The sequence below is a fragment of the Kitasatospora sp. NPDC101108 genome (assembly GCF_055584725.1).
In genome coordinates this window covers 82,052-102,623 of sequence record NZ_JBVJLM010000007.1, presented here as the reverse complement: position 1 = coordinate 102,623, position 20,572 = coordinate 82,052, and the positions used below count along the sequence as shown (strand labels likewise).

General features: G+C 70.9%; 21 protein-coding genes. 10 read left to right on the top strand and 11 right to left on the bottom strand.

Annotated elements, in window-relative coordinates:
* Positions 1-13: 13 nt before the first annotated feature.
* From ACZ6Z8_RS17730 to rpmB, 3 genes are all read right to left on the bottom strand, one after another.
* Positions 14-1,204: a CobW family GTP-binding protein gene (locus ACZ6Z8_RS17730; protein WP_465610724.1), complete on the bottom strand. Its 1,191-nt coding sequence runs from the start codon at positions 1,202-1,204 to the stop codon at positions 14-16.
* A gap of 152 nt (positions 1,205-1,356) precedes the next feature.
* Positions 1,357-1,662, bottom strand: a complete 306-nt coding sequence (gene rpsN, locus ACZ6Z8_RS17725) for a 30S ribosomal protein S14 (RefSeq protein WP_465610722.1) — start codon at positions 1,660-1,662, stop codon at positions 1,357-1,359.
* Complete coding sequence (gene rpmB, locus ACZ6Z8_RS17720; protein ID WP_465610720.1) at positions 1,662-1,898, bottom strand: 50S ribosomal protein L28; 237 nt, start codon at positions 1,896-1,898, stop codon at positions 1,662-1,664. The genes rpsN and rpmB overlap by 1 nt, the downstream gene beginning before the upstream one ends.
* Before the next feature lie 167 nt (positions 1,899-2,065).
* On the opposite strand from rpmB, the gene rpmG reads away from it, so the two are divergent.
* From rpmG to ACZ6Z8_RS17705, 3 genes are read left to right on the top strand one after another with little or no spacing between them, the layout of a single operon-like run.
* Positions 2,066-2,230, top strand: coding sequence for a 50S ribosomal protein L33 (gene rpmG / locus ACZ6Z8_RS17715; RefSeq protein WP_465610718.1), 165 nt, complete (start codon positions 2,066-2,068; stop codon positions 2,228-2,230).
* Between the two features lie 47 nt (positions 2,231-2,277).
* Positions 2,278-2,547, top strand: coding sequence for a type B 50S ribosomal protein L31 (locus ACZ6Z8_RS17710; protein WP_465610716.1), 270 nt, complete (start codon positions 2,278-2,280; stop codon positions 2,545-2,547).
* 31 nt (positions 2,548-2,578) lie between these two features.
* Positions 2,579-3,814, top strand: a complete 1,236-nt coding sequence (locus ACZ6Z8_RS17705) for a GTP-binding protein (RefSeq protein ID WP_465610714.1) — start codon at positions 2,579-2,581, stop codon at positions 3,812-3,814.
* A gap of 440 nt (positions 3,815-4,254) precedes the next feature.
* On the opposite strand, the gene ACZ6Z8_RS17700 is transcribed toward ACZ6Z8_RS17705, so the two are convergent.
* A complete protein-coding gene (locus ACZ6Z8_RS17700; RefSeq protein WP_465610712.1) occupies positions 4,255-4,479 on the bottom strand; it encodes a COG4315 family predicted lipoprotein in 225 nt (74 codons plus the stop codon).
* Between the two features lie 555 nt (positions 4,480-5,034).
* Between ACZ6Z8_RS17700 and ACZ6Z8_RS17695 the strand changes: the two genes are divergently transcribed.
* Positions 5,035-6,981 carry a potassium transporter Kup gene (locus ACZ6Z8_RS17695; RefSeq protein ID WP_465610710.1) on the top strand — a complete coding sequence of 649 codons (1,947 nt, stop codon included), beginning with the start codon at positions 5,035-5,037 and terminating at the stop codon, positions 6,979-6,981.
* 280 nt (positions 6,982-7,261) lie between these two features.
* On the opposite strand, the gene ACZ6Z8_RS17690 is transcribed toward ACZ6Z8_RS17695, so the two are convergent.
* The 4 genes from ACZ6Z8_RS17690 to ACZ6Z8_RS17675 all read right to left on the bottom strand — a co-directional run bounded on the left by ACZ6Z8_RS17690 (position 7,262) and on the right by ACZ6Z8_RS17675 (position 11,734).
* Complete coding sequence (locus ACZ6Z8_RS17690; RefSeq protein WP_391732224.1) at positions 7,262-7,339, bottom strand: 50S ribosomal protein bL37; 78 nt, start codon at positions 7,337-7,339, stop codon at positions 7,262-7,264.
* A gap of 35 nt (positions 7,340-7,374) precedes the next feature.
* A complete protein-coding gene (locus tag ACZ6Z8_RS17685; protein ID WP_465610708.1) occupies positions 7,375-8,196 on the bottom strand; it encodes an SDR family NAD(P)-dependent oxidoreductase in 822 nt (273 codons plus the stop codon).
* Between the two features lie 608 nt (positions 8,197-8,804).
* Complete coding sequence (locus ACZ6Z8_RS17680; RefSeq protein ID WP_465610706.1) at positions 8,805-9,647, bottom strand: alpha/beta fold hydrolase; 843 nt, start codon at positions 9,645-9,647, stop codon at positions 8,805-8,807.
* Between the two features lie 305 nt (positions 9,648-9,952).
* Positions 9,953-11,734 carry a nuclear transport factor 2 family protein gene (locus tag ACZ6Z8_RS17675; protein ID WP_465610704.1) on the bottom strand — a complete coding sequence of 594 codons (1,782 nt, stop codon included), beginning with the start codon at positions 11,732-11,734 and terminating at the stop codon, positions 9,953-9,955.
* Between the two features lie 249 nt (positions 11,735-11,983).
* Between ACZ6Z8_RS17675 and ACZ6Z8_RS17670 the strand changes: the two genes are divergently transcribed.
* From ACZ6Z8_RS17670 to ACZ6Z8_RS17655, 4 genes are all read left to right on the top strand, one after another.
* Positions 11,984-12,955 (top strand): helix-turn-helix domain-containing protein, encoded by a 972-nt coding sequence (locus tag ACZ6Z8_RS17670; RefSeq protein ID WP_465610702.1) that lies wholly within the window; start codon positions 11,984-11,986, stop codon positions 12,953-12,955.
* A gap of 173 nt (positions 12,956-13,128) precedes the next feature.
* Positions 13,129-13,677, top strand: coding sequence for a hypothetical protein (locus ACZ6Z8_RS17665; RefSeq protein ID WP_465610700.1), 549 nt, complete (start codon positions 13,129-13,131; stop codon positions 13,675-13,677).
* Positions 13,678-13,739: 62 nt separating this feature from the next.
* On the top strand, positions 13,740-14,888 hold the full coding sequence (locus ACZ6Z8_RS17660; RefSeq protein ID WP_465611125.1) for a sensor histidine kinase: 1,149 nt from the start codon (positions 13,740-13,742) through the stop codon (positions 14,886-14,888).
* Positions 14,889-14,890: 2 nt separating this feature from the next.
* The gene (locus ACZ6Z8_RS17655; RefSeq protein WP_465610698.1) at positions 14,891-15,589 is read left to right on the top strand and encodes a response regulator; all 699 of its coding nucleotides are present in this window, start codon (positions 14,891-14,893) and stop codon (positions 15,587-15,589) included.
* Positions 15,590-15,739: 150 nt separating this feature from the next.
* On the opposite strand, the gene ACZ6Z8_RS17650 is transcribed toward ACZ6Z8_RS17655, so the two are convergent.
* Complete coding sequence (locus ACZ6Z8_RS17650; RefSeq protein WP_465610696.1) at positions 15,740-16,672, bottom strand: NADP-dependent oxidoreductase; 933 nt, start codon at positions 16,670-16,672, stop codon at positions 15,740-15,742.
* 82 nt (positions 16,673-16,754) lie between these two features.
* Here ACZ6Z8_RS17650 and ACZ6Z8_RS17645 point away from each other — a divergent pair, with 82 nt between their 5' ends.
* Positions 16,755-17,354, top strand: coding sequence for a TetR family transcriptional regulator (locus tag ACZ6Z8_RS17645; RefSeq protein ID WP_465610694.1), 600 nt, complete (start codon positions 16,755-16,757; stop codon positions 17,352-17,354).
* Positions 17,355-17,451: 97 nt separating this feature from the next.
* Here ACZ6Z8_RS17645 and ACZ6Z8_RS17640 read toward each other — a convergent pair whose 3' ends face one another.
* Positions 17,452-18,378: an SDR family NAD(P)-dependent oxidoreductase gene (locus tag ACZ6Z8_RS17640; RefSeq protein ID WP_465610692.1), complete on the bottom strand. Its 927-nt coding sequence runs from the start codon at positions 18,376-18,378 to the stop codon at positions 17,452-17,454.
* A 160-nt stretch (positions 18,379-18,538) separates the two neighbouring features.
* The gene (locus ACZ6Z8_RS17635) at positions 18,539-19,342 is read right to left on the bottom strand and encodes an SDR family NAD(P)-dependent oxidoreductase (RefSeq protein ID WP_465610690.1); all 804 of its coding nucleotides are present in this window, start codon (positions 19,340-19,342) and stop codon (positions 18,539-18,541) included.
* Between the two features lie 86 nt (positions 19,343-19,428).
* Here ACZ6Z8_RS17635 and ACZ6Z8_RS17630 point away from each other — a divergent pair, with 86 nt between their 5' ends.
* Positions 19,429-20,304 (top strand): helix-turn-helix transcriptional regulator, encoded by an 876-nt coding sequence (locus ACZ6Z8_RS17630; protein WP_465610688.1) that lies wholly within the window; start codon positions 19,429-19,431, stop codon positions 20,302-20,304.
* Positions 20,305-20,572 lie beyond the last annotated feature (268 nt).

Sequence of the window (20,572 nt, the reverse complement as noted above, 5' to 3'; positions counted from 1 at the left end):
AGTTGCCTACGCGTCAGACGACGAGGGGATCGAGCAGTTCCTCGAAGGCGTCCGGCAGGGCCTTCCAACCTGACTCGCCGGCCGCGAGTTCGGCGTCGGTGAGCAGACAGTGGTCGAGCAGCTCGGTGATCCCGTCCACGTCCAAGCCTTCGGCGGTGAAACTCAGTTGCTGCACGCGGTCGCCGTGCACGGCGTCCCAGTCGAGCGCCGCGGCGGCACGCCGCGCGGGCGGGTAGAGCTCCCAGGCCGCGTCCGGCAGGGTGGCCAGCCACGGACCGAACTCCTCCACCGCCAGGTTGGCCCCCGCCGCCTCCCACGCGAGCATCAGGTCGGGCCGGTTGGCGAGCCAGAACCGCCCCCGGCTGCGCTGGGCGGCCGGGACCAGCTGGTCGAGCGCGTCGTAGAGCCGTTCCGGGTGCAGTGGCCGGCGGCGCTCCCACACGAGCGTGGCCACGCCTGCCTCGTCGGCAGCCTGCGGCAGCAGGGCCAGCGCCGGGTTGACCCGGTCACGAGCGGCCGCCACGTCGAATCCCCCGAGCGCCGCACGAACCAGCGTTCCGGTTCCCAGCAGCGCGGCACGGGCGGTCGGGTGGAGCTGGCGCAGCATCGCGATACCCGCGTGCAACTCCGCCGTCCCGGCGGCCTGCTCGGCGTGGGAGAGGGCCAGCACGTCGGCATACTCGATCTGGTGGGCGAGCGCCTCCGCCACCGTGCGGTCGTCGTCGCCACAGGTGTGCAGACGATGCTCCAAGAGCTGGTCCGAGACCGACAGTTCCGCAACGACCCGCAGCGGGTCGACGGCCGTGACCACGCCGACCACGTCCACCACCTCGTGCATGCACCGGTCGCCGGCCTCGCCGCCCGCTATCACCTCGACCAGCGGGTGCGGGTCGCTGCCACCCCACAGCTCCACCACCGCCAGGCGGTGCCTCCCGGCGTCGGCGATCTTCAGCAGCTCGGGCAGCAGGTCCTCCTGCAGCGCGCAGCACGGACAGTTGTTGGTCAGCGGCACGCAGGCCTCGCCCAGCGGGCCGGACGCGTCCCAGGCCTTGCGGTCCACCCTGCCCTCGCCGGCCGCGGTCAGGTCGTGGTGCAGGACCACCGCACCTTCGCAGGAGGCGAGCAGCTCCAGGACGGCCTGACGGCGCTCGGCCTCGTGCAGGCCGGCGACCACCACCACGGGCAGCAGGCTCTGTTGGGACACGGGTCTTCCTTTCTCAGGCACCGCACCGGCGTTGGCCGGTGCTGGGGGCACCCCCCCGGCCGAAGGCTGGGGGAAGGTCGGGGGTCGCGCCCCGGGCCGCGCAGTCCGGGAGAGTCCGCGCGGCACGGGGCGCGACCGGTTCATGAGGTGCGCTACCAGCTGGCCTTGCGCACGCCGGGCAGGAATCCGGCATGGGCCTGGTTGCGCACCCCGATGCGGGAGAGCCCGAAGGCCCGCAGGTAGCCGCGCGGACGGCCGTCGATGGCATCGCGGTTGCGGACCCGGGTGGCGCTGGCGTCGCGCGGCTGGCGCTGCAACTCGGCCTGCGCGGCGAGTCGTTCCTCGGGCGAGGCCGCGGGCGCGGCGATCAGGCGCTTGAGCTCGGCCCGGCGCTCGGCGTACCGGGCAACGACCAGCCGGCGCTGTTCGTTCTTGGCGATCTTGCTGCGCTTGGCCATCAGACCCGCCCGCCGCGGGCGCGCACGACGGCGACGGCCTTCTCGATGCCGAGCTTGTCGACGGTCTTGATGCCCTTGGCACTCAGCGTCAGGCGGACGAACCGGCCCTCGCTCGGCAGCCAGGAGCGCTTGGTCTGGATGTTCGGGTCGAAGCGGCGCCGGGTGCGCCGGTGCGAATGGGAGATGGCGTTGCCGAAACCGGGCTCGCGACCGGTGAGCTGGCAGTGGGCGGACAAGGCGACTCCGTGCCGATGAGGACAGCGACCGCAGACGGGACCGGCCCATGGGAATGCCGCCGCTGCCGCGGTTGTTGAGCCGACACTAGCACCAGATGAAAACGAAAACCATTACGCTATGGTGGCGGGCGAGACTCCCCCGCATCGACACTCCGGGAAGGACACCCATGGCCCGCAACGAGCTGCGCCCGATCATCAAGCTCCGCTCCACCGAAGGAACCGGCTACACCTACGTGACCCGCAAGAACCGCCGCAACGACCCCGACCGGCTGGTCCTGCGCAAGTACGACCCCATCGCCCGCCGGCACGTCGACTTCCGCGAAGAGCGCTGACCCACACCCCAGCCGCCCCCCCTCCACCCCCAGAAAGAAGACCCCCCATGAAGCCCGGCATCCACCCCGAGTACCGCCCCGTCGTCTTCCGCGACAAGGCCGGCGATCTCGCATTCCTCACCCGCTCCACCGCCACCAGTACCAACACGATCGAGTGGGAGGACGGCAACACCTACCCCGTCATCGACGTCGAGACCTCCTCCGCCAGCCACCCCTTCTACACCGGCAACGCCCGCGTCCTGGACACCGCCGGCCGCGTCGAGCGCTTCCAGCGCCGCTACGGCCTCACCGGCTCCAAGCCCGCCACGACGAGCTGACACACCGACTCGACCGGTGCACCGAGGAGGAATGAGTTTGGCCCCGCAGGGCGAGCCCCGCCCGCTGCCCGTCACCGTGCTCGGCGGCCTCGCCACCGGCGTCCGGGACTGCGCCGCCGACCTGGCACGCATCGAGATCCCGGGACTCGCGGTGCTCACCGTGCGGGTCGGCTCCGACGGCCGTACGGCCTCCTGGCAGGTGTACGAGCGCTGCGGACCGGTCGGCGGCGGCACGCTGACGCCGGCGCGGCCGTGCTCCCCCGGCGCGCTGCCGCCGGCTCTGCACGCCGTCCTGCTGCGACTGGCGCGAACCGCCCGCTACCGACACCTGCTGCTCACCCTGCCACCGGGCATGGCGCCGGACCTGGTCGCCCTGGATGTGGCGGAAGGCCACATCCAGGGACAGGCACTCGCCGACCACCTGCGCATCGACACCATCGCGGCCGGTGTCGACCTGTCGCGGCTCGAGGACGATCTCGGCTGCGGCGAGCGCCTCCTGGACCGGGGACTGGCCATCGGCCCCGCAGACCGACGCACGGTCGCCGAGACCGCCGCCCGGCACCTCGAGAGTGCCAAGACCGTGGTGACCTCGAACGCACACGACACTGATCCCGCCGCCTCCGCACGCGCCGTTGCCCTGGTTCGCCACCTCTCCGAGTGCCACTCCATGGCCCACATCTGCCACGACCCGCTGACCGGCGACCTCTGGGCGCCCAACCTCTCGGCACTGATCGGCCAGAACCACTTCGACCCCAACGACGTACGAAACAGGCACGGCCCGCTGCCCGCCCCCCGACAGCCGCGCGCACCGGAGTTCGGCGTCCGCACCACGCACTGGTCATCCCGCCGACCCATGCACGCACAACGCCTGCACGACGCACTGGCACATATCTGCCCAGGCGTCATCCGCGGACACGGGCACCTGTGGATCGCCAACCGGCCCCACTCCATCCACCGGTGGGAGTCGGCCGGCGAACACCTGGCCATCCAGACCACAGGTACCTGGCTGCCCGAAGAGGACGGCAAGCCATGGCACGCTGCGTCGCCCGAACGGCGCACACTCGCCGCGCTGCTCTGGCACCCCTACTACGGCGAGCGCCGCTGCGAACTGACCTTCACCGGCATCGACCTCGATGCCCCCTCGCTCCACGACCGGCTGAACAGCTGCCTGCTCACCGACTCCGAACTCGCCCTCGGCATGGACCACTGGCACCTGTCCGACGACCCATTCGCCGAAGCCCTCGGGACCGACCCGCCACCGCACTGACATCCGACGATCACCAGGCCCCGGCCCAACCAGCCTCCCCCTGCGGGTGCTGAACAATCGGCATCCGCGGCGACCGACCGCCATACCACGCCCCAGCCGTGCACCCTCTCCGATGACCTGCCCCCAGGCGGCAGAAGCGGCAGGCAAGATGACAACCGGGGCAACCTGTCGAACCGCCAGAGCTTGGTGCTCCAGCCGCCCTTTCGCGTCTGCGGCCGGTCGGCCTGGTGGGTGGTTCTCGCGTCATGCCTCCGGTCCGGCGAGGACGAAGTCGTGCGAGGTGAGCTGCCAGCCCTCGAACGGCGAGTCGCCCGCCGGGCCCACCGCCACCCCGGTGTCGATCCCCGATTCCCAGCCCTGGCCTGCCGGTTCGACACCACGGCCCTGGCAAATTCCCGCGGCCTTTGCCTCAGGCGCGGCCCCGCCCGGCACAGCCACGGCTACGGTGTGGCCAGGTGCCACTTCCCGCCGTAGTTGTCGCCCTTGGTGTCCCCCGGGTTGGTATCGCTGGAGCAGAAGTACAGCGGCTTGCCGTTGTAGCACCACTGCATGGTGCCGTCGTCGCGCCGGGCGAGCATGTAGGGGCCGTTCGGGCTGTCGGTCGCGCTTGCCTTGTACGGCGGCCAGAGGTTCGCGCACTCACCGGTGCACGCGCTGGTGCCCAAGCCGGGCCGGTCAGCGGGAGCACGGTGCTGCGGCTGGTCGAGGAGCTTCCCGATCCGCAGCCGCAGACCTCGCGGGTGGTGGGCGCCGACGAGTACGCGACGCGCAACACAAACGTGCTCCGCTGGCCGCCCCCTTGTGACCATCCTGAAGTCCAGGGACTGCGGCCCGTCGAGTGTGATCGCGAAGCGATCCCGGCGTGTAATCAACTCAGTCCCGGACCGCCCCGTCCTCACATCGCCGCCGAGCAGCTCTGCCAAGGCCGCCGCCCCTTCCCGTGACGACATGGAGATTCGCCAACCGTGGTCCGGCGCCGCCGGTTCACCAACAGGTCCGCTCGCGTGGAATCGCCCCACGACATGGCTCGAACACCCAATCCGTGAGAGGCCCGTGGGAGGCAGTAGACGACGGTGCTTGGAATCGGACCTCCCATCAGCCGCCGTGTTCTCGATGAGACGAAACGGCGCACACCTTCGACCGGTCGGGGTGCGGGATGGGTATCGTGCGCCCCAACGCAGCAGGGCCGCGTAGAAAAGCCCGCACGGAGGAGGACCACCATGGCCGATCGCGGCTCCACATCGCGGCCGCCGCAGGCACACCGTCCGGTCGCGCAGGGGACGGCGGGCCTCGCACTCGTGGTCGGGGCCCTCGGCGTGGTCTTCGGCGACATCGGAACCAGCCCGATCTACACCCTCCAGACCGTGTTCAACCCCGCCGACCCGCACCCCGTCCCGGTCACCACACAGAACGTGTACGGGGTGGTATCGCTCGTGTTCTGGTCAGTGGTGATCATCGTCCTGGTCACCTACGTGCTGCTGGCGATGCGCGCCGACAACGACGGCGAGGGCGGCATCATGGCGCTGATCACCCTCCTGCGACAGTCCGCCGCACAGCGGAGCCGCCGGACCACCGCCGTGCTGGCCGCGCTCGGCATCTTCGGCGCGTCACTGTTCTTCGGCGACAGCATGATCACCCCGGCGATCTCGGTGCTGTCCGCGATCGAGGGACTCAAGGTCGTCGAGCCGTCCCTGGAGAGCGCGGTCGTGCCGCTCACCGCGACGATCATCGTGGTGCTGTTCCTGCTGCAACGCCGAGGCACCGCGGCAGTGGGCCAGGTGTTCGGACCCGTGATGATCGCCTGGTTCCTCGCCATCGGCGCATCCGGAGCATCCGGCATCGCCGACCACCCGCAGATCCTCCGGGCGCTCTCGCCGAGTTACGCCCTGACCTTCCTGACCGGCCACTTCGGCACCGCCTTCTTCGCCCTGGCCGCGGTCGTCCTCGCGGTCACCGGCGCCGAGGCGCTCTACGCCGACATGGGCCACTTCGGCCGCCGGTCGATCACCCGCGGCTGGCTGTTCCTCGTCTTCCCCACCTGCGTCCTCAGCTACCTCGGCCAGGGCGCGCTGATCCTCGCCGATCCGGCCAACATCAGCAGCCCGTTCTTCCTGCTCGTGCCCGGGTGGGGACGGTGGCCGATGGTCCTGCTCGCCACGGCGGCGACCGTGATCGCCTCCCAGGCGGTGATCACCGGCGCGTACTCCGTCACCTCCCAGGCCGCCCAGCTCGGCTACCTGCCGCGGATGCGGATCGCCCACACCTCCGAGTCCACCATCGGGCAGATCTACGTCCCCTGGATCAACTGGCTGCTGATGGTCTCGGTCCTCACCCTGGTCTTCGCCTTCCGCAGCTCCACCGCCCTGGCCTTCGCGTTCGGCATGGCGGTCACCGGAACCATCACCATCTCCACCCTGCTGTTCTTCTACGTCGCCCGGGCCCGCTGGCACACACCGGTGTGGATGGTCGCCCTCGGGGCGACCGTGCTGCTCACGGTGGACCTGCTGTTCGTGGCGGCCAACGCGACCAAGCTCCTGCACGGCGCTTGGCTGCCGTTGCTGATCGGCCTCACCGCGTTCACCGTCATGACCACCTGGGAGCGCGGCCGCGGGATCGTCACCGCGGAGCGCGAGCGGCACGAAGGCCCGCTGCGCGAGTTCGTCGACCAGCTCCACAGCGGTCAGGTGCCGGCGATCCGGGTCCCCGGCACCGCTGTCTTCCTCAACCGGGGCAAGCGGACCACCCCACTGGCCATGCGTGCCAACGTCGAGCACAACCACGTCCGGCACGACCACGTGGTGATCCTGTCCATCGAGACCGAGCCCGTGCCGCGGGTCCCGGCGGACCAGCGGACCGTGGTCGACGACCTCGGGTACGCGGAGGACGGGATCATCCACGTCACCGCCCGGTACGGCTACATGGAGACACCGGACGTGCCCAGCACGCTGGCGACACTCGACCCGGCCGAAACCGAGGGCCGGCTCCGGTTCGACCAGACCTCCTACTTCCTGTCGAAGATCGAAATCCGGCGTGGGAAGGCACCGACCATGGCGCCCTGGCGCAAGCGGCTGTTCGTCGCCACCTCCTACATCACCGCCGACGCCGCCGAGTACTTCGGCCTCCCCCGCGACCGCACGGTCATCATGGGCTCGCACATCGAGGTGTAACCGGGCCGGCCGACACGGCGTCAGCGACGCGGTGTCGGCACCGTGCAGCGACGCGAGGTCGGTTGGCCACCTGCCTGAGTCCCATGTCAGGTACCGAGCCGGCCCTGAGCCCGTTCCAGCAGTATCAGCGAGACGACCGCACGACCCGCGCACTGCGCGACCAACGACACCTGCGGACCGACTGCGAGCGCAGTCGGCCCGGTGGTGGTCCAGACAGGGCCCGAAATGTTCCGAGTTCACCCGGTGCCGGTGGCACGCGGCACCGGGTGGGTCTACGGGGTCAGCTCTGCCCGGCCTTGCGGCCGTGGTTCGCCTTCTTCTTCCGCCGGGCCTTCTTCTTGCGGGCGCGCTTGGACATCGTGCTCTTTCTCGTGATCGTCGGATCGGTGGGGTTCAGACGGCCTGGCCGACCAGCTGATCGGCGAGCTTGGCCAGGCGCTTCAGCGATCGCTCCTCCTGGGCGGCCGGCGCGGTCGGGGCGATGACGCCGCCGTCGAAGTAAGCGCCGTTGGCGACGACCGTCCCGGGCAGGCAGAGCCGGACGACGGCCGCCGCGCCCTCCGCCGCCGGGGCGCCGACCCGCCCGTACAGGGGCAACAGCGCGGTGTCACACAGGCCCGGGTTGAGGCTGACGGCGGTGATGCCGGAGCCGGCCGGGGCCATCTCGGCGGTCGCCATGGTGAGCGCGAGCTGCGACTGCGCGTACGCGGCGACCCGCGAGTACTTCTTCACCCGGTGAGGGTCCGACCAGTTCATCGAGGCGGTGCGGTGCAGCGAGGAGGAGACGTTGACGATCCGGGCTTCTCCCGCCGCCGAGAGCGGGGCGCGCAGCAGCTTCGCCAGCAGGTGCGCGGCCAGGAAGTTGACCTGCAGGGAGACTTCGTTGCCGTCGTCGGTGAGGGTGCAGCGCTCGGGCGCCATCACGGCGGCGTTGTTCACCAGCAGGTCCAGCGCCGGGTAGTGCTTGACCACCGTGCCGGCCAGCACCGCGACCTCGGACAGCTTGGTGAAGTCGGCCGCCAGCTCCACGAGTTGGTCCCGACGGGCACCCGCGTCAACCAGGCGCTCGACGGCGGCCTGCGCCTCGGCGGTGGTGCGCGCATGGACGAGCACGGTGGCGCCCAGCCCGGCGAGCAACCGGGCGGTCTCCCAGCCGATGCCGGAGGAGGCGCCGGTGACGAGGGCGGTACGGGCGGACAGGACGGATTCGGGCATGACTCATCCAGGGTGGAAGGGCACCCGCGGGGTGCGGCGACGACACGGCGCGAGGCCAGGCGTTCCGGGGCCGCCGGTGCGGCAAGGGTGTGAAGCGATGAACCGCCCATCCCCCACGCTCGGAGCCGAGTACGGCAGGGGACGGGCAGGGACAATCGACACGGACGACGGTGAACGGAACCGGGCCCGTGCGTTCGGCCGACGACCGGCGGGAAGGAGCTCGGTCCTACCGGACGGCGGTGGCGACCGCGACAGCGACGATCCGCGGCCGACTATGCGGCGGGCGGTCGTGATGGCGTGTCGAGCGGTGCATGCGTCCCATCAAAACCTGCCCGGACGCCCGGGGCAAGCTCGTTCACCCTCCCTGACGAACCCCTGACGCGCAGCCGACGAGGCGTTGACGCTCCTACCCCAACCGCCCTTGAACTTCCGGCACGTTCGCCAAGGTTCCGTCAACAAGAGCGGTGACACCACCAGCCCTTCGTCAACGGGCCGACGGGGACCCCGACCGCCTGGACCCAGGCGTCCTCGCCCGTTTCGGACGAGGACAGTTCCACGCGCCGGACCGCTTCCTCCTTCTGCTGGGCCGGACAGCACAGCTGGAGCCGTCAGTGGCCTGTTTCGAGGATGTCGAGCAGGAGTTGCGCGAAGCGGTCAGGCTCGCGGATGGGCAGTGCGTGGCCGGAGCCGGGAACGTGAACGGTACGGACCCCCACCTGTTCCCAGACCGCTTGGCTGGCGGTTTCGCTGAAGATCTGGTCGCCGTCAGCGATGACGGAAGTGATACGCGTGCGTGCCGTTGCGCTGAGCGTGGACAGGAAGGGCCGGAAGTCGATGACGTACCGCAGTACCGCGGCCACCGATTCGGCCGGCGTGGCCTCGGCGATGGCGGCGACACACTCAATCGCCTCCGTGTCGGCGGAGGTGTCATCGGCGTGGTTTGCCAGGATGCGGCGGGCGAAGGTCGTGCCGTCGTGTGCGGCTCCGGAAAGGGCTTGGACCGCTTCGAGTGTGATGAGCCCTGCGGCCGGATCATCAAGCGGTACCGGACCTATGACGTTGGGCGCGCAGGCGAGGACGGCAGCTTCCGTGTGCCCGAGCCCGCCATGGGTCTGGAGCCAGGACTGGATGACGCCGGCACCGAAGGACCAGCCGACCAGGATCGGCGAGACGGTCCCGGCCATCACCGCGTCCAGGTCGCGCGACCAGAGTTCCGCACCGGCAGCCGGCGTGTCCGCCGTGAGCAGTTCAGGTTCGAGAGCGGTGTCGGAGCGGCCATGGCCGCGTAGATCGAACGCTATCAAGCGGTAACGGTCGGCGAGTCCGGGGGCGGCCATCACCCCTTCCCACGCCTGGCACGAACTGCCGAGCCCGTGGACGAAGATGATGGGGCGTCCGTCCGGTCGGCCTTTCTCGACGACGTTGATACGAACGCCGTCTCCGGTTGTCACGTATGGCATTCAGGTCTCCGAAAAGAAGGAAGGAATGTGGGTGTTACGGCCCTGCGCGGTCGTTTGCCTCCGCGCCGCGGGCGTGCACCGCACGGCCGGGTTCCAACCGGACACGGAGGGGCGAGGCCGTGCCGGGGTGGGCGTCGTCGGCGGCGGACCCACCCCGGCACGGCGCGGCACACCGACCCGCCTGGACCCGACGAGCCGGGATGGGGCAGCGGCGGGCCCTCTCGCGATGCCGTGCCGACTCCGCGGGTGCCGGTTGGCCTGGTCGCCGGCTCCGGCCCCCACGCGTGCCCAGGATCTCAGCCGGGAAGTCGGGTGAACTCGTTGCGCAGGTCGGTGATGAGGCCGTTGTCGTCGACCCGCGCGTGCTCCACGCCGGCCACGGTCATGAGTCTGCCGTCCTTGGTCCGGGCTGCGGCTGCCCACTCGGCCCGCAGCGTCCCGTCGTCGAGCACCGTGGTGTTCCAGTAGTGCCGGGAGTCGGCGAAGGCGGCGAAGTGGGCACGGTAGAAGGCGGCGACGGCGTCACGGCCGCGGACCGGTTCCGGGCCGAACCGCACGGTCGCGTCGGGGGCGAACAACGTCAGCATTTCCTCGATCGCCGAGTCGTCGTGCACCGCCCGGTCCGACAGACCGATGTACCGGTCGATCGCCGTGACGGTCGTCCGGGCCGCAGCTCCTCGGGTGGCGGCTGCCGCCTTTTCCAGGATTGCCGGGTCGAACAGCGTGATGGGGTGACGCAGCATGTAGGACACATTGTTGAATGCTCCTGACACATCCGCGTCGACGAGGGCGGCACCGACGATCTGTTCCATGGCCCGGCGCTGCTGCCGCACTTCCTCTGGCACCTCGGTACCGTTCTCGGCGTCGATGCGGGCGGCGTCACCTCCCGCAGACACGGCCCAGGCCGCGTCGACGACCACCTGCTGCAGACGGAAGAACTCCGTGGCCGCCTCGTCGAGGTCAGGGCCGCTGTCGAGGTAGGAGGCCAGGCAGGAGGCGTGCAGAGCAGCGGAACTCATGCCCTGGCCGTAGACCGGGTTGAAGGACGCCACGGCGTCGCCCATGCTGACCAGGCGCGCCGGCAGGCGGCCGGCCTCGGTGAAGAGGCGCCGTCTGCTCTCCGCCTGGTGGTACGTCACCACATCTCGGGTGACGTCTCCGCTGGTGATGTCGCTGAAGATCGGGGGCAGTTCGGCGCAGTGCGCGCGGAACTCGTCGATCGTCCTGCCGGGCCGGTTGTCGCCGTAGCCCATCAGCATGACGAGCCACTGCTGCCCTTCGATCGCGGTCGCCGCCGCGACGGACACTCCGCCCGACGGGTACTGCGGGGTGAACAGTTGCAGCACGGTCGCCACTTCCAGCTCCGGGAACTTCGCCGGGCGCTCGAACAGGGCGGTCGCGTAGTTGACCGGGGCTTCCAGCCGTTCGAGCCGGGGCTGGTCGTAACCGTCCTGCTTGAGCCAGTTCGACAGCCTGCTGGAGCGCCCCATCGCGTCCACGACGAAGTCCGCCGCGAGGATCCCCTCCGCCTGCTCTCCCTGGTCGCCTGTCTCGCCCTTGGCGAAGCGCACGCCGGTGACGACGCCGTCGCCGTAGCGCAACCCCGTCGCCCGCGCCCGCAGGACCGACACGTTGGGCAGCGCGGTGACCCGGTCCCGGACGAGAGTCTCCAGGAGAGGACGCCCGACTGCGAGGAAACGGTGGTCCACACCGTCCGGCACCTGCCGGACGTCGTCGTAGCCGACGAACTGCTTGTCGGGTCCCACGAGCGACGCGCCCCGCTCCTGCGCCTCCTGGGAGACGCCGGGAAGCCACCGCTCGATCCACAGCCGGCCGGCCGGCAGCAGGGTGTGCACCTGCTGGTCCTGGGGCACCCCGGAGCGCGACTGGGCCTGCGCCGACGTGTCGTCGGGTTCGACGATGACGACCTCGCGCGCGCGGTCGGAAAGCACCCGTGCCGCGAGGAGCCCCGCGATGCTCCCGCCCATCACGCACGCAGTGTCGAACAGGACGGGTGCGTCGTGCGGCGGCTCAGCGCCGACAAGACTCTCGAAGAGAGTCACCACGGATTCGGACACCGAAAACTCCAGTCGGTGAGTGGAACGGACCTGGACGGACGGATCGGCGCCCAGGCAGTCGGAACCAGGACCCGAAGGTCCGGCGCAACCCGCCTTCCCCGGGGAAGGCGGGAGTCGCCCACTCATGCTCACAGGGCCCGGCGGCCGGCGACTTGTACCGGCTGGCCCCGTGCGTTGTACTTCCGTGCCTCCCCTGGCCGCACGGGCCTGGCCCGGGGGTGGTGCCCCGGGCGGAGTACCTTGATCTGGATGAGCACCGAAGCCAGCGCGTCCCCGTGGCGGGTCGGGGACCCCTCCACACCCGTGCTTGACATCACCGTTCCGTATGCGAACGAGAACCGGAACCAGGTGCTGCTCAGGGAGTGGCGGCGCCAGGGCGGCGAGCAGGTGCCGGCCCCGCCCATCCGGCTGCCGCGGCACAACACGGGGACGTACCGCGCTCGCATCTGGAAACAGAACCTGCTCGACTTCTTCCTCGAGGACCAGTACAGCGACGCGGTCGCGGGGAACACCGGGGGCCCGGGCGGGCACCTGGAGGACCGGATCGTGACGAGCGTGACGCTCAGCGGCGAGTGGCGCTTCGCCACGGGGGGCCGGCGAGCCACCGCGGCGGCCGGAATGCTGTGCATACGAAGGAACGAGGAGCCGTGGGACTTCGAGGTCGCCCCGGGCACCCGGGCGGTCACGCTGGTCCTTCCCGCGAGCGAGATCCGCTTCCCGGTGAACAGGCGGGCGGTCACCGCAGAACAGGCTTCCCCGGCCGCGGCTCTTCTGCTCGCCCAGCTACGTCTGTGGGCGGAACTGGCGGACGGACTCGGTGCCGCCGCCGCGGGAGCCGCCCGCAACGCGACCCTGGAGCTGTTCCGAGGACTGATGTACGACCAGGTCATCGACGACGCGGAGTTCGCACCCGCGCTCCTCAGGGCGGCGATGGATCACATCGAGACCCGGCTGCTCGCCGACCCCGACCTCAACCCCCGGGGGATCGCGGCGGCCCTGAACGTGTCCGTCCGCACCCTCTACCGCGCATTCGGGCAAGAGGGCACGTCGCCGGTCATGGGGTACGTGCGCGAACGCCGCCTCGAACGCGCCAGGGCGGAGTTGATCTCGACCCGCCTGACGGTGTCCGAGATCGCCGCTCGCTGGCACTTCACCGACAGCAGCCACTTCGTCAAGGCGTACAAGAAACGATTCGCCGAGACTCCGACCGCGGGCCGGTAGGACTTTCCCGGCACCATGAGCAGGCTGCTCCCGCCGCTCATCGTCCTGCTGGAACGACTGCTGCTCTCGTGAGTCCGGGAGATCACCGGCTGACCGGACTCCACCCGTAGTTCCACCCGTAGTTCCACCCTTGGGTCCAGGCGCGTACGGGCCCGTGTCAGCAGGCTTGAGGCATGACAACGACTGACTGGATCACCGATATCGCTCTCCTCCTTGTCGTCTTCCGGCAGTTGCGGGAGGGCCGCCTCGACGCGAAGTCGTACGTGATCCCCCTGGGGATCGTGGCCTTCGTTGCGCACAGCTACCTGAACACCGTGCCCACGGCCGGCAACGACCTGGTGCTGATCGGCGTGCTCGTCGCCGTCGGCGCGGCTCTCGGCGTCGCGGGTGGCGTCTACACCCGCATACGCAGGGCCGGCACGCATCTCTTCATCAAGGCGGGTGTGGTCTCCGCGACCCTGTGGGTGCTGGGCATGGGGGCGCGGATGGGCTTCCAGCTGTGGGTCGACCACGGCGGCGTCGACGACGTGGCCCGCTTCAGCCTGGCCCACCAGATCACCACGCAGGACGCGTGGGTGGCCGCGTTCGTGCTGATGGCACTCACCGAGGTGGTGACACGGCTGGGCACCATATTCCTCCGCGGCCGCATGGCCACCCGGGAACAGCGGCAGCCGGCCGTGGACGCACGGCGCGCGGCGGTCGCCGCGGACCGGACCGTCTGAACACGGGCTATCGTCGCGCCGTGTCCGTCTCCGACAATCCCCCCGGCCCCGGGCGCGCCCCCTTGCGGGAACCCGGCCCCCGGGGCGTGCTCCGGCACGACGCCCCTCTCCAGTGGGCCGTCACCCTGCTGATCATCGCCATCGCGGTCAGCACCGTCCGGCCGGTGGGCGTCAGCGGCCGCGGCCTGGCTGTGGTCGCCCTGCTGGTGGTCAACTCCCTCGCCCTGCTGGCCAGACACCTGCCGCCCGACGTCCCACGCCGGGCCGCGCTGGTCTGGCTGACCGCCGGCGTCGTAGCGGCGGCCGTCCTGCTCGAGGCGAGCGACAGCGGCTCCGGCTACCTCTTCGCCTACTTCCTCGTCGGCCACGCCGGCTACCGCCTCCCCCTCAGATCGGCCCTGGCGGTCGCGGCCCTGTCCAGCCTCCTGTGCGGCGCTGTCTTCTACTTCTATGTCGGCCCCGATCACCAGGTGCTCACCTGGACCTTCGGCCTCAGCACCGGCACCCCGGTAGTGGCCGGAATCCTGGGCCGCAACAGGCAACAGGCTGTGGAGGCGAGGCTCCAGGCCGCCGAGTCCGCCGAGCGGGCCGCACGGGCCGAGGCGCGCACGGCCGTGCTCACCGAACGCGGCCGCATCGCCCGCGACGTCCACGATGTGCTGGCGCACTCGCTGGCCGGGATCAACATGCATTTGGAGCTGGCGGACGCCCTGATGGACACCGGAGACCTGGAAAAGGTCCGCGCGACGCACAACAAGGCGCAGAGCCTTGTCAGGGAGAGCCTGAAGCAGGCCCAGTGGACCGTGCACGCGCTGCGCGAGGACTCCCTTCCGCTGCTCGAAAGCCTGACCGCCATGATCGAGTCGTCCGGCCACCGCGAGGTGCTCACCGTCACCGGGGCCGCCCGAGAGCTGCCGGCACAGGTCACCCAGAATGTGCTGCGCATCGCGCAGGAGGCGCTGACCAACGCGGCCCGGCACGCTCCCGGGGCCGAGATCGCGGTGGAGCTGACGTTCGACGCCGCCTCGACCAGCCTTGCCGTCCGCAACGGGCCCGCGCCCGGTGAGGCGACCGCGGGTGTCGGCAGCGGCATGGGACTGATAGGAATGCGCGAACGCGTCGCCCTGCTGGGCGGCACCCTCACCGCGGGTCCGCTCACCGAGGGACCGGACCGGGGCGGCTGGCAGGTGGAGGCAGTGATCCGAGGATGAGGATGACGACGAACGAACCGGCCCGGGAGCAAAGCAACCCGCAGGACCCGCCGACCGAGCGCCCGCTGAAGGTGATCGTCGCCGACGACCAGGCCGCCGTTCGCGAGCCCCTGGCCGCGGTACTCGACATGGCCGAGGACATCGACGTCGTGGCCGCCGCCGCGGACGGTGCCGAGGTGCTCGCCGCCGTGGCCGCCGCACCGGTCGACGTCGTCCTGATGGACCTGCGCATGCCGGTGATGGACGGTACCGAGGCCACCCGCCGGCTGAGCGAGGAACACCCGGGGACGGCCGTGGTCGTGCTGACCACATTCGCTGACGACGACTCGATCCTGGCCGCCCTGAGCGCCGGCGCCCGCGGCTATCTGACGAAGAACGCGGGGCGCCAGGACATCCTCCGCGCGATCCGGGCCGCCGCCGCGGGACAGTCCGTACTCGACCACGAGGTGCAGAACCGCCTCCTGGCCACCGTCCGCGCGCGCCCGACGGCCGGCGCGCAGCCGCTCCCTGCGGACCTCACCCGCCGCGAACGCGAGGTGCTCACCCTGATCGGCCAGGGCCTTCCCAACCGGGCCATCGCCGAGAAACTCTTCATCAGCGAGGCCACGGTCAAGACCCACATCAACAACCTGTTCGCCAAAGCCGGCATCCTGGACCGCGCCGACGCCGTCCGCCGCGCCATCGCGGCCGGCCTGGCATGACCCGGGGCCCGGTTCGGGCGGTCGGGCCGTCCGTGCGTTCAGCCGGTGGCCGGCCGCCGGCGTGTGACGCGCCCGGGTGGCCGCGTCGTGCATCTCGAATGCAGCGGAGAGCGCCGGGACATCGTTCGCCAGGTCGGCCGGCGGTGAGCGTCAGGCGGTCGTGATGATGAGCTTGCCGCCCTTGGGTGTGCCGTCGCGCTCGAGTTCGGTGAGCGCCTCGATGGCCTGCGTGAGCGGCACCGTGCGAGCGATCGGCACCCGCAGGGTGCCCTGTCCGGCGGCGCGCGCGACCTCCTCGAGATCCTCCGGCGCGGCCTGGGCGACCAGGACGCGGAAGGGGCCCGGCAGAGCGGCCTTCACGAACGTTGCGGGCGTGGGGCGGAGGCCGACGATGCGCCCGCCCGGCTTGAGCAGCTGCTTCGCCCCTTTGTCGGACAGCGTGTGGGCGGTGTCGAGGACGATGTCGAACCGGCCGCTGAGCGCCCCCGGGTCGAAGCCGAACTCGACGAGCGGGTCGATGCCGAGGTTGCGGGCGTCCTGCGCGGCGGTGGCGCGGCAGCTGCCTCCCACCGAGGCTCCGCGTGCCAAGGCGATCTGAGCTGCGGCTCGGCCGACTCCGCCGAGGCAGCCGTTGATGAACACGGTTTGCCCGGGCTGTAGCTTGCCTTTCTTTGTCAGGGCCTGGAAAGCGGTGAGCCCGACGGTCGGAAGGGCGGCGGCCTCCTCGAAGGAGAGACGCGCAGGCTTCTTGACGACCGCCTTCTCATCGGCGACGACCATCTCGCCGAAGGCCCCCGACGCCTTGATCGACGCTCCGCCGAGCACTTCGTCACCGACACGGAGCCGGGTGACGCCCGGTCCCACCGCCTCGACGACGCCCGCGAAGTCATGGCCCAGCCCGCGGGGGAAGGTCCGCCCGGTCGCCATCTTCAAGGCGCCGTTGCGGAGCCCCCAGTCCATCGGATTGGCTGCCGCGGCCCGCACGCGGACCAGGACTTGACCGCTGCCGGGCCGGGCGGGCTCGAACTCCTCCAGCCGCATGACGTCGGGACCGCCGTACTGGTGGTACTGGATCCGTTTCACAACTGCCTCCCCAAGTGATGTCATCTCGTGACATCACCCTAGCACCCCTGATGTCACCTAGTGACATCAGGCGGGCGGAGGCATGTCACCAGATGACCTCACCTACACTCGGGGCATGGGACGGTGGGAACCTGGGGCCAGAGAGCGACTTCGTGAGGCCGCGCTGGAACTGTTCATGGAACGCGGCTTCGAGCAGGCGATGGTGGTCGACATCGCCCAGCGCGCCGGCGTCACCGCCCGCACCTTCTTCCGGTACTTCGCCGACAAACGCGAGGTGCTTTTCGACGGTTCGGCCGACCTGGCGAAGCAGGTACAGGACGTCGTGGAAACGACGCCGCCCACGGCATCGGCGCTGGACGTCGTGGCTGCCGTGCTCGACGCGGTCGCCCGGCTCGCGGGCGACGACCGTGATCGCGCACGGGCACGCCAGGCAGTCATCGCGGCCAACACCGATCTCCGCGAACGCGAGCTGATCAAGCAGGCGGCCCTGACAGCCGCGCTGACCGACGCCCTGCGGCAGCGAGGTGTCGGCACCATCGAAGCCGGCCTGGCCGCCGAGACCGGCAGCGCCGTGTTCCGCGTCGCCTTCAGCCAATGGGTCGACGCCACTGAGGACCGCGACCTGCGGGACGTCGTCCGCGAGACTCTGGCCCGCCTTCGGCTCCTCGCCGCCGCCGAATAGCCCGGCAGGGTCGCAGGGCCTTCGACCGGACCGAGGACTTCACGGCAACCCTCGGTTCCGGCTGCCTCAGGCTTCACCTCGCAGCCATGACGGGCGGCTACGAGTGGAGTGCACGTGCGGTGAGCCGTTCGGCGGCCTCCCAGAGTTCGTTTTCGCGCTGCGGGTCGTAGGACTCGTCCGATGAACGGTCCACATGGCTGCGGTCGACGTAGGAGCCGCTCGGTGCCTGGGTCGTGCCGAGGACGACGTCGGCGAGGTAGCGGCCTGCGGCGTTGCGGCTGGTGGCGAAGGGGGTGAGGGCCACCATCGGCATGATGCGCCGCATCGCGAACCGGGAAACGGGGTCGGCGTTTCGGGCGAGGCCGGTGCCGGGGACGAAGCCCGGGTTGTAGGCGACGACGTCGATCCCGGTCGGCAGGCGGCGCGCGTACTCGTGGACCAGGTAGATGGCGGCCAGCTTGCTCGTCGAGTACGCGGTGCGCCCGGCGGCGGTGGTGCCCGGCTTGGGGAAGGCGCCCGTGCGGGCGAGGACCTCCGGGGACTTCCAGGCCGGGCCGGGCACCATGCCCATGTTGTGCTTGAAGTCGCCGAAGTGGGTGTCGCTGACAGTGATGACGATCCGCGCGGGGGCGGCGAAGCGGTCCTGGAGCAGGCGCACGAACACGTGGTTGGCGAGCACGTTGACCGTGAAGGTGGCTTCCAGCCCGTCGGGCCCCTCGGTGAGCGCGTTGGTGTACTGGATACCGGCGTTGCCCACGAAGCCGCCCAGTGGCGGCAGGACACCGCGGTCGAGCCGGTCGCGGATCTCGGTGGCGGCCTGGCGCACGCTGTCCAGCGAGCCGAGGTCCGCCGGGACGTGCGAGACGGTGTGCCCGCCCGTGGCGAGTTCCGCGGCGAGCCGTGCGCCGGAGGACGCGCGGGCGACGACGAGGAGGTGGAGGTCCGATGACCGGCGCAGGATCTGCTCCGCGGCGACGCGGCCGATCCCGCGGCTCGCGCCGGTCATCACAATGGTGCGCTTCATGAGGGCCCTTCGCCTAGCTAGGCATATGCACGTTTTAGGCGCGTACGAGTTTTAGGTGCGTATGAGTTTTAGGTGCGTACAAATGGAGCCCCGGTGGACGCCTGGGCCGGAGGCGTGCTGGGTCGGCCGGCGTCCGTCCGGGGGGGTGGTCGGGGCCGGCTCAGGCGGCTTGCATGCCGCCGTCGACGGAGAGGACCACCCCGGTGACGTAGGAGGCGCGGCCGCTCAGCAGCCAGGCGGCGGCCTCGGCGATCTCACCGGGCTCGGCCGCGCGACGCAGCGGGGTGTGCGCGGTGAGCTGGTCGATCACGCCCGGGGTCTGTGCTTCCCAGTCCTGGATCATCTCGGTGAGGGTGGTGCCAGGGGCGATGGCGTTGACGCGGATGCCCTCGGGTCCGTAGGTGACGGCGGCGGACTCGGTGAGGCTGTTGACGGCCCGCTTCATCGCACCGTAGGCGGGCAGGGCGGGGTTACCCGCGAGGCTGCCGACCGAGGAGGTGTTGACGATGGCGCCCGTGCCGGCGGTGGTCCGGATCGCGGTGACCTGGGCGGCCATGGCCAGCCAGACGCCCTTGAGGTTCACCCGGTAGACATGATCGAAGTCCGCCTCCGGTGTCCGGTCCAAGGGGCCGGGCTGGTGGCCTGCTCCCGCGTTGTTGAAAGCGGCGTCGAGTCGGCCGTACACCTCCAGGGCGCGTTTCACGCCGGCGCGAACGCTCGCCGGATCGGCCAGGTCGCACACCACGTACTCCGCGGTGCCGCCCGCCGCCCGGATCTCCTGGGTCACCGTCTTCAGCTGGGTCTCCGTGCGGGCCGCGAGCAGCACCTTCGCGCCTTCGCGGGCGAACAGCCGCGCCGCCGCGGCGCCGATGCCGCGACCGGCACCGCTGACGAAGACGACCTTGCCGGCCAGCAGGCCCGCAGCGGCAGACGTGGGGACGTCGGTGGTGGGTGAGTCGTTCATGGCAGTCAGCCTGCGTCCGGCCATCGTGCTGATCCAGGCACTGGCGGTACCTGGATCAGCACGACGGCCGAACGCACACTGGAGGAATGGACAGACAAGAACTGGCCGGGTTCCTGCGTAGCAGGCGCGAACGGATCACCCCTGCCGCCGTGGGGCTTCCCGCCGGGCCGCGCCGCCGCACCCCGGGGCTGCGCCGCGAGGAAGTGGCACAGCTGGCGTTCATCTCGACCGAGTACTACGCGCGGCTGGAACAGGCCCGCGCCCCGCGCCCCTCGCACGAGGTCCTGTCCGGGCTGGCCCGCGCCCTGCGTCTGTCGGACGCCGAGCGCAACCACCTCCACCACCTGGCCGGCGCCCCACCCGCTCCGCCACCGGGCCCCTCGCGCGAGGTACGGCCGAGTATCCAGGACCTGTTGCACCGGCTGCCGCACGCGGCGGCGCTCGTGCTCTCCGCGACCTACGAGGTGCTCGCCCACAACCACCTGGCGGCCGCCCTCCTGGAGGACTTCTCCGTCCTGCCCCGGCGCGAGCGCAACCTCATCCGCCGCGCCTTCCTCGTGGAGCGGTCGGACGGTGACGCCCCGCCACCGCCGCAGGAGCGGCAGTGGTACGGCCTCATCGACCGTGAGCCGTTCGGGCGCGCCGCGGTCCAGCACCTGCGGGCCGCCTCCGCCCGCTACCCCGAAGACGGTGCGACGGCCGCACTGGTGCGGGACCTGCTGGCCGGCAGTGCGGAATTCGCCCGGCTGTGGGCCGCGCACGAGGTGTCGGCCGAGCCCATGCTGGTCAAGACCTTCCACCACCGTGTGATCGGTCCCATCACCGTCAACTGCGACATCCTGGACCTGACCGACCGGGACCAGCGCGTCGTGATCTACACGGCCGAGCCCGGCTCCCCCGCGGAAGAGGCACTACGGCTGTTGTCGGTGATCGGCACACAGCGCATGGACGTACCCGGCTGAACGCAGGGGTGAGCGGGGCGGGAGACCGGAACCGGAGGGCCGCCGTACCGGCCCCTGGGGCAACGGGGCGCCCTCGACGCCGTCGGCGCAATCGACATCGTCGCCCCGTCGATCAATGGGCCGCCCGTGCGGGCATCCGGCCACCCCGCCGGGAGCCTGTCGCCGTGGGGCGGCCCGGGCCCGGGCGGGGGCCGGGGGGGGGGGGGTAAACCCCCGGGGGGGCCCGCCCGGGGCCCCGGCCCCCCCCGCTTTAACAGCGCCGCGGGGT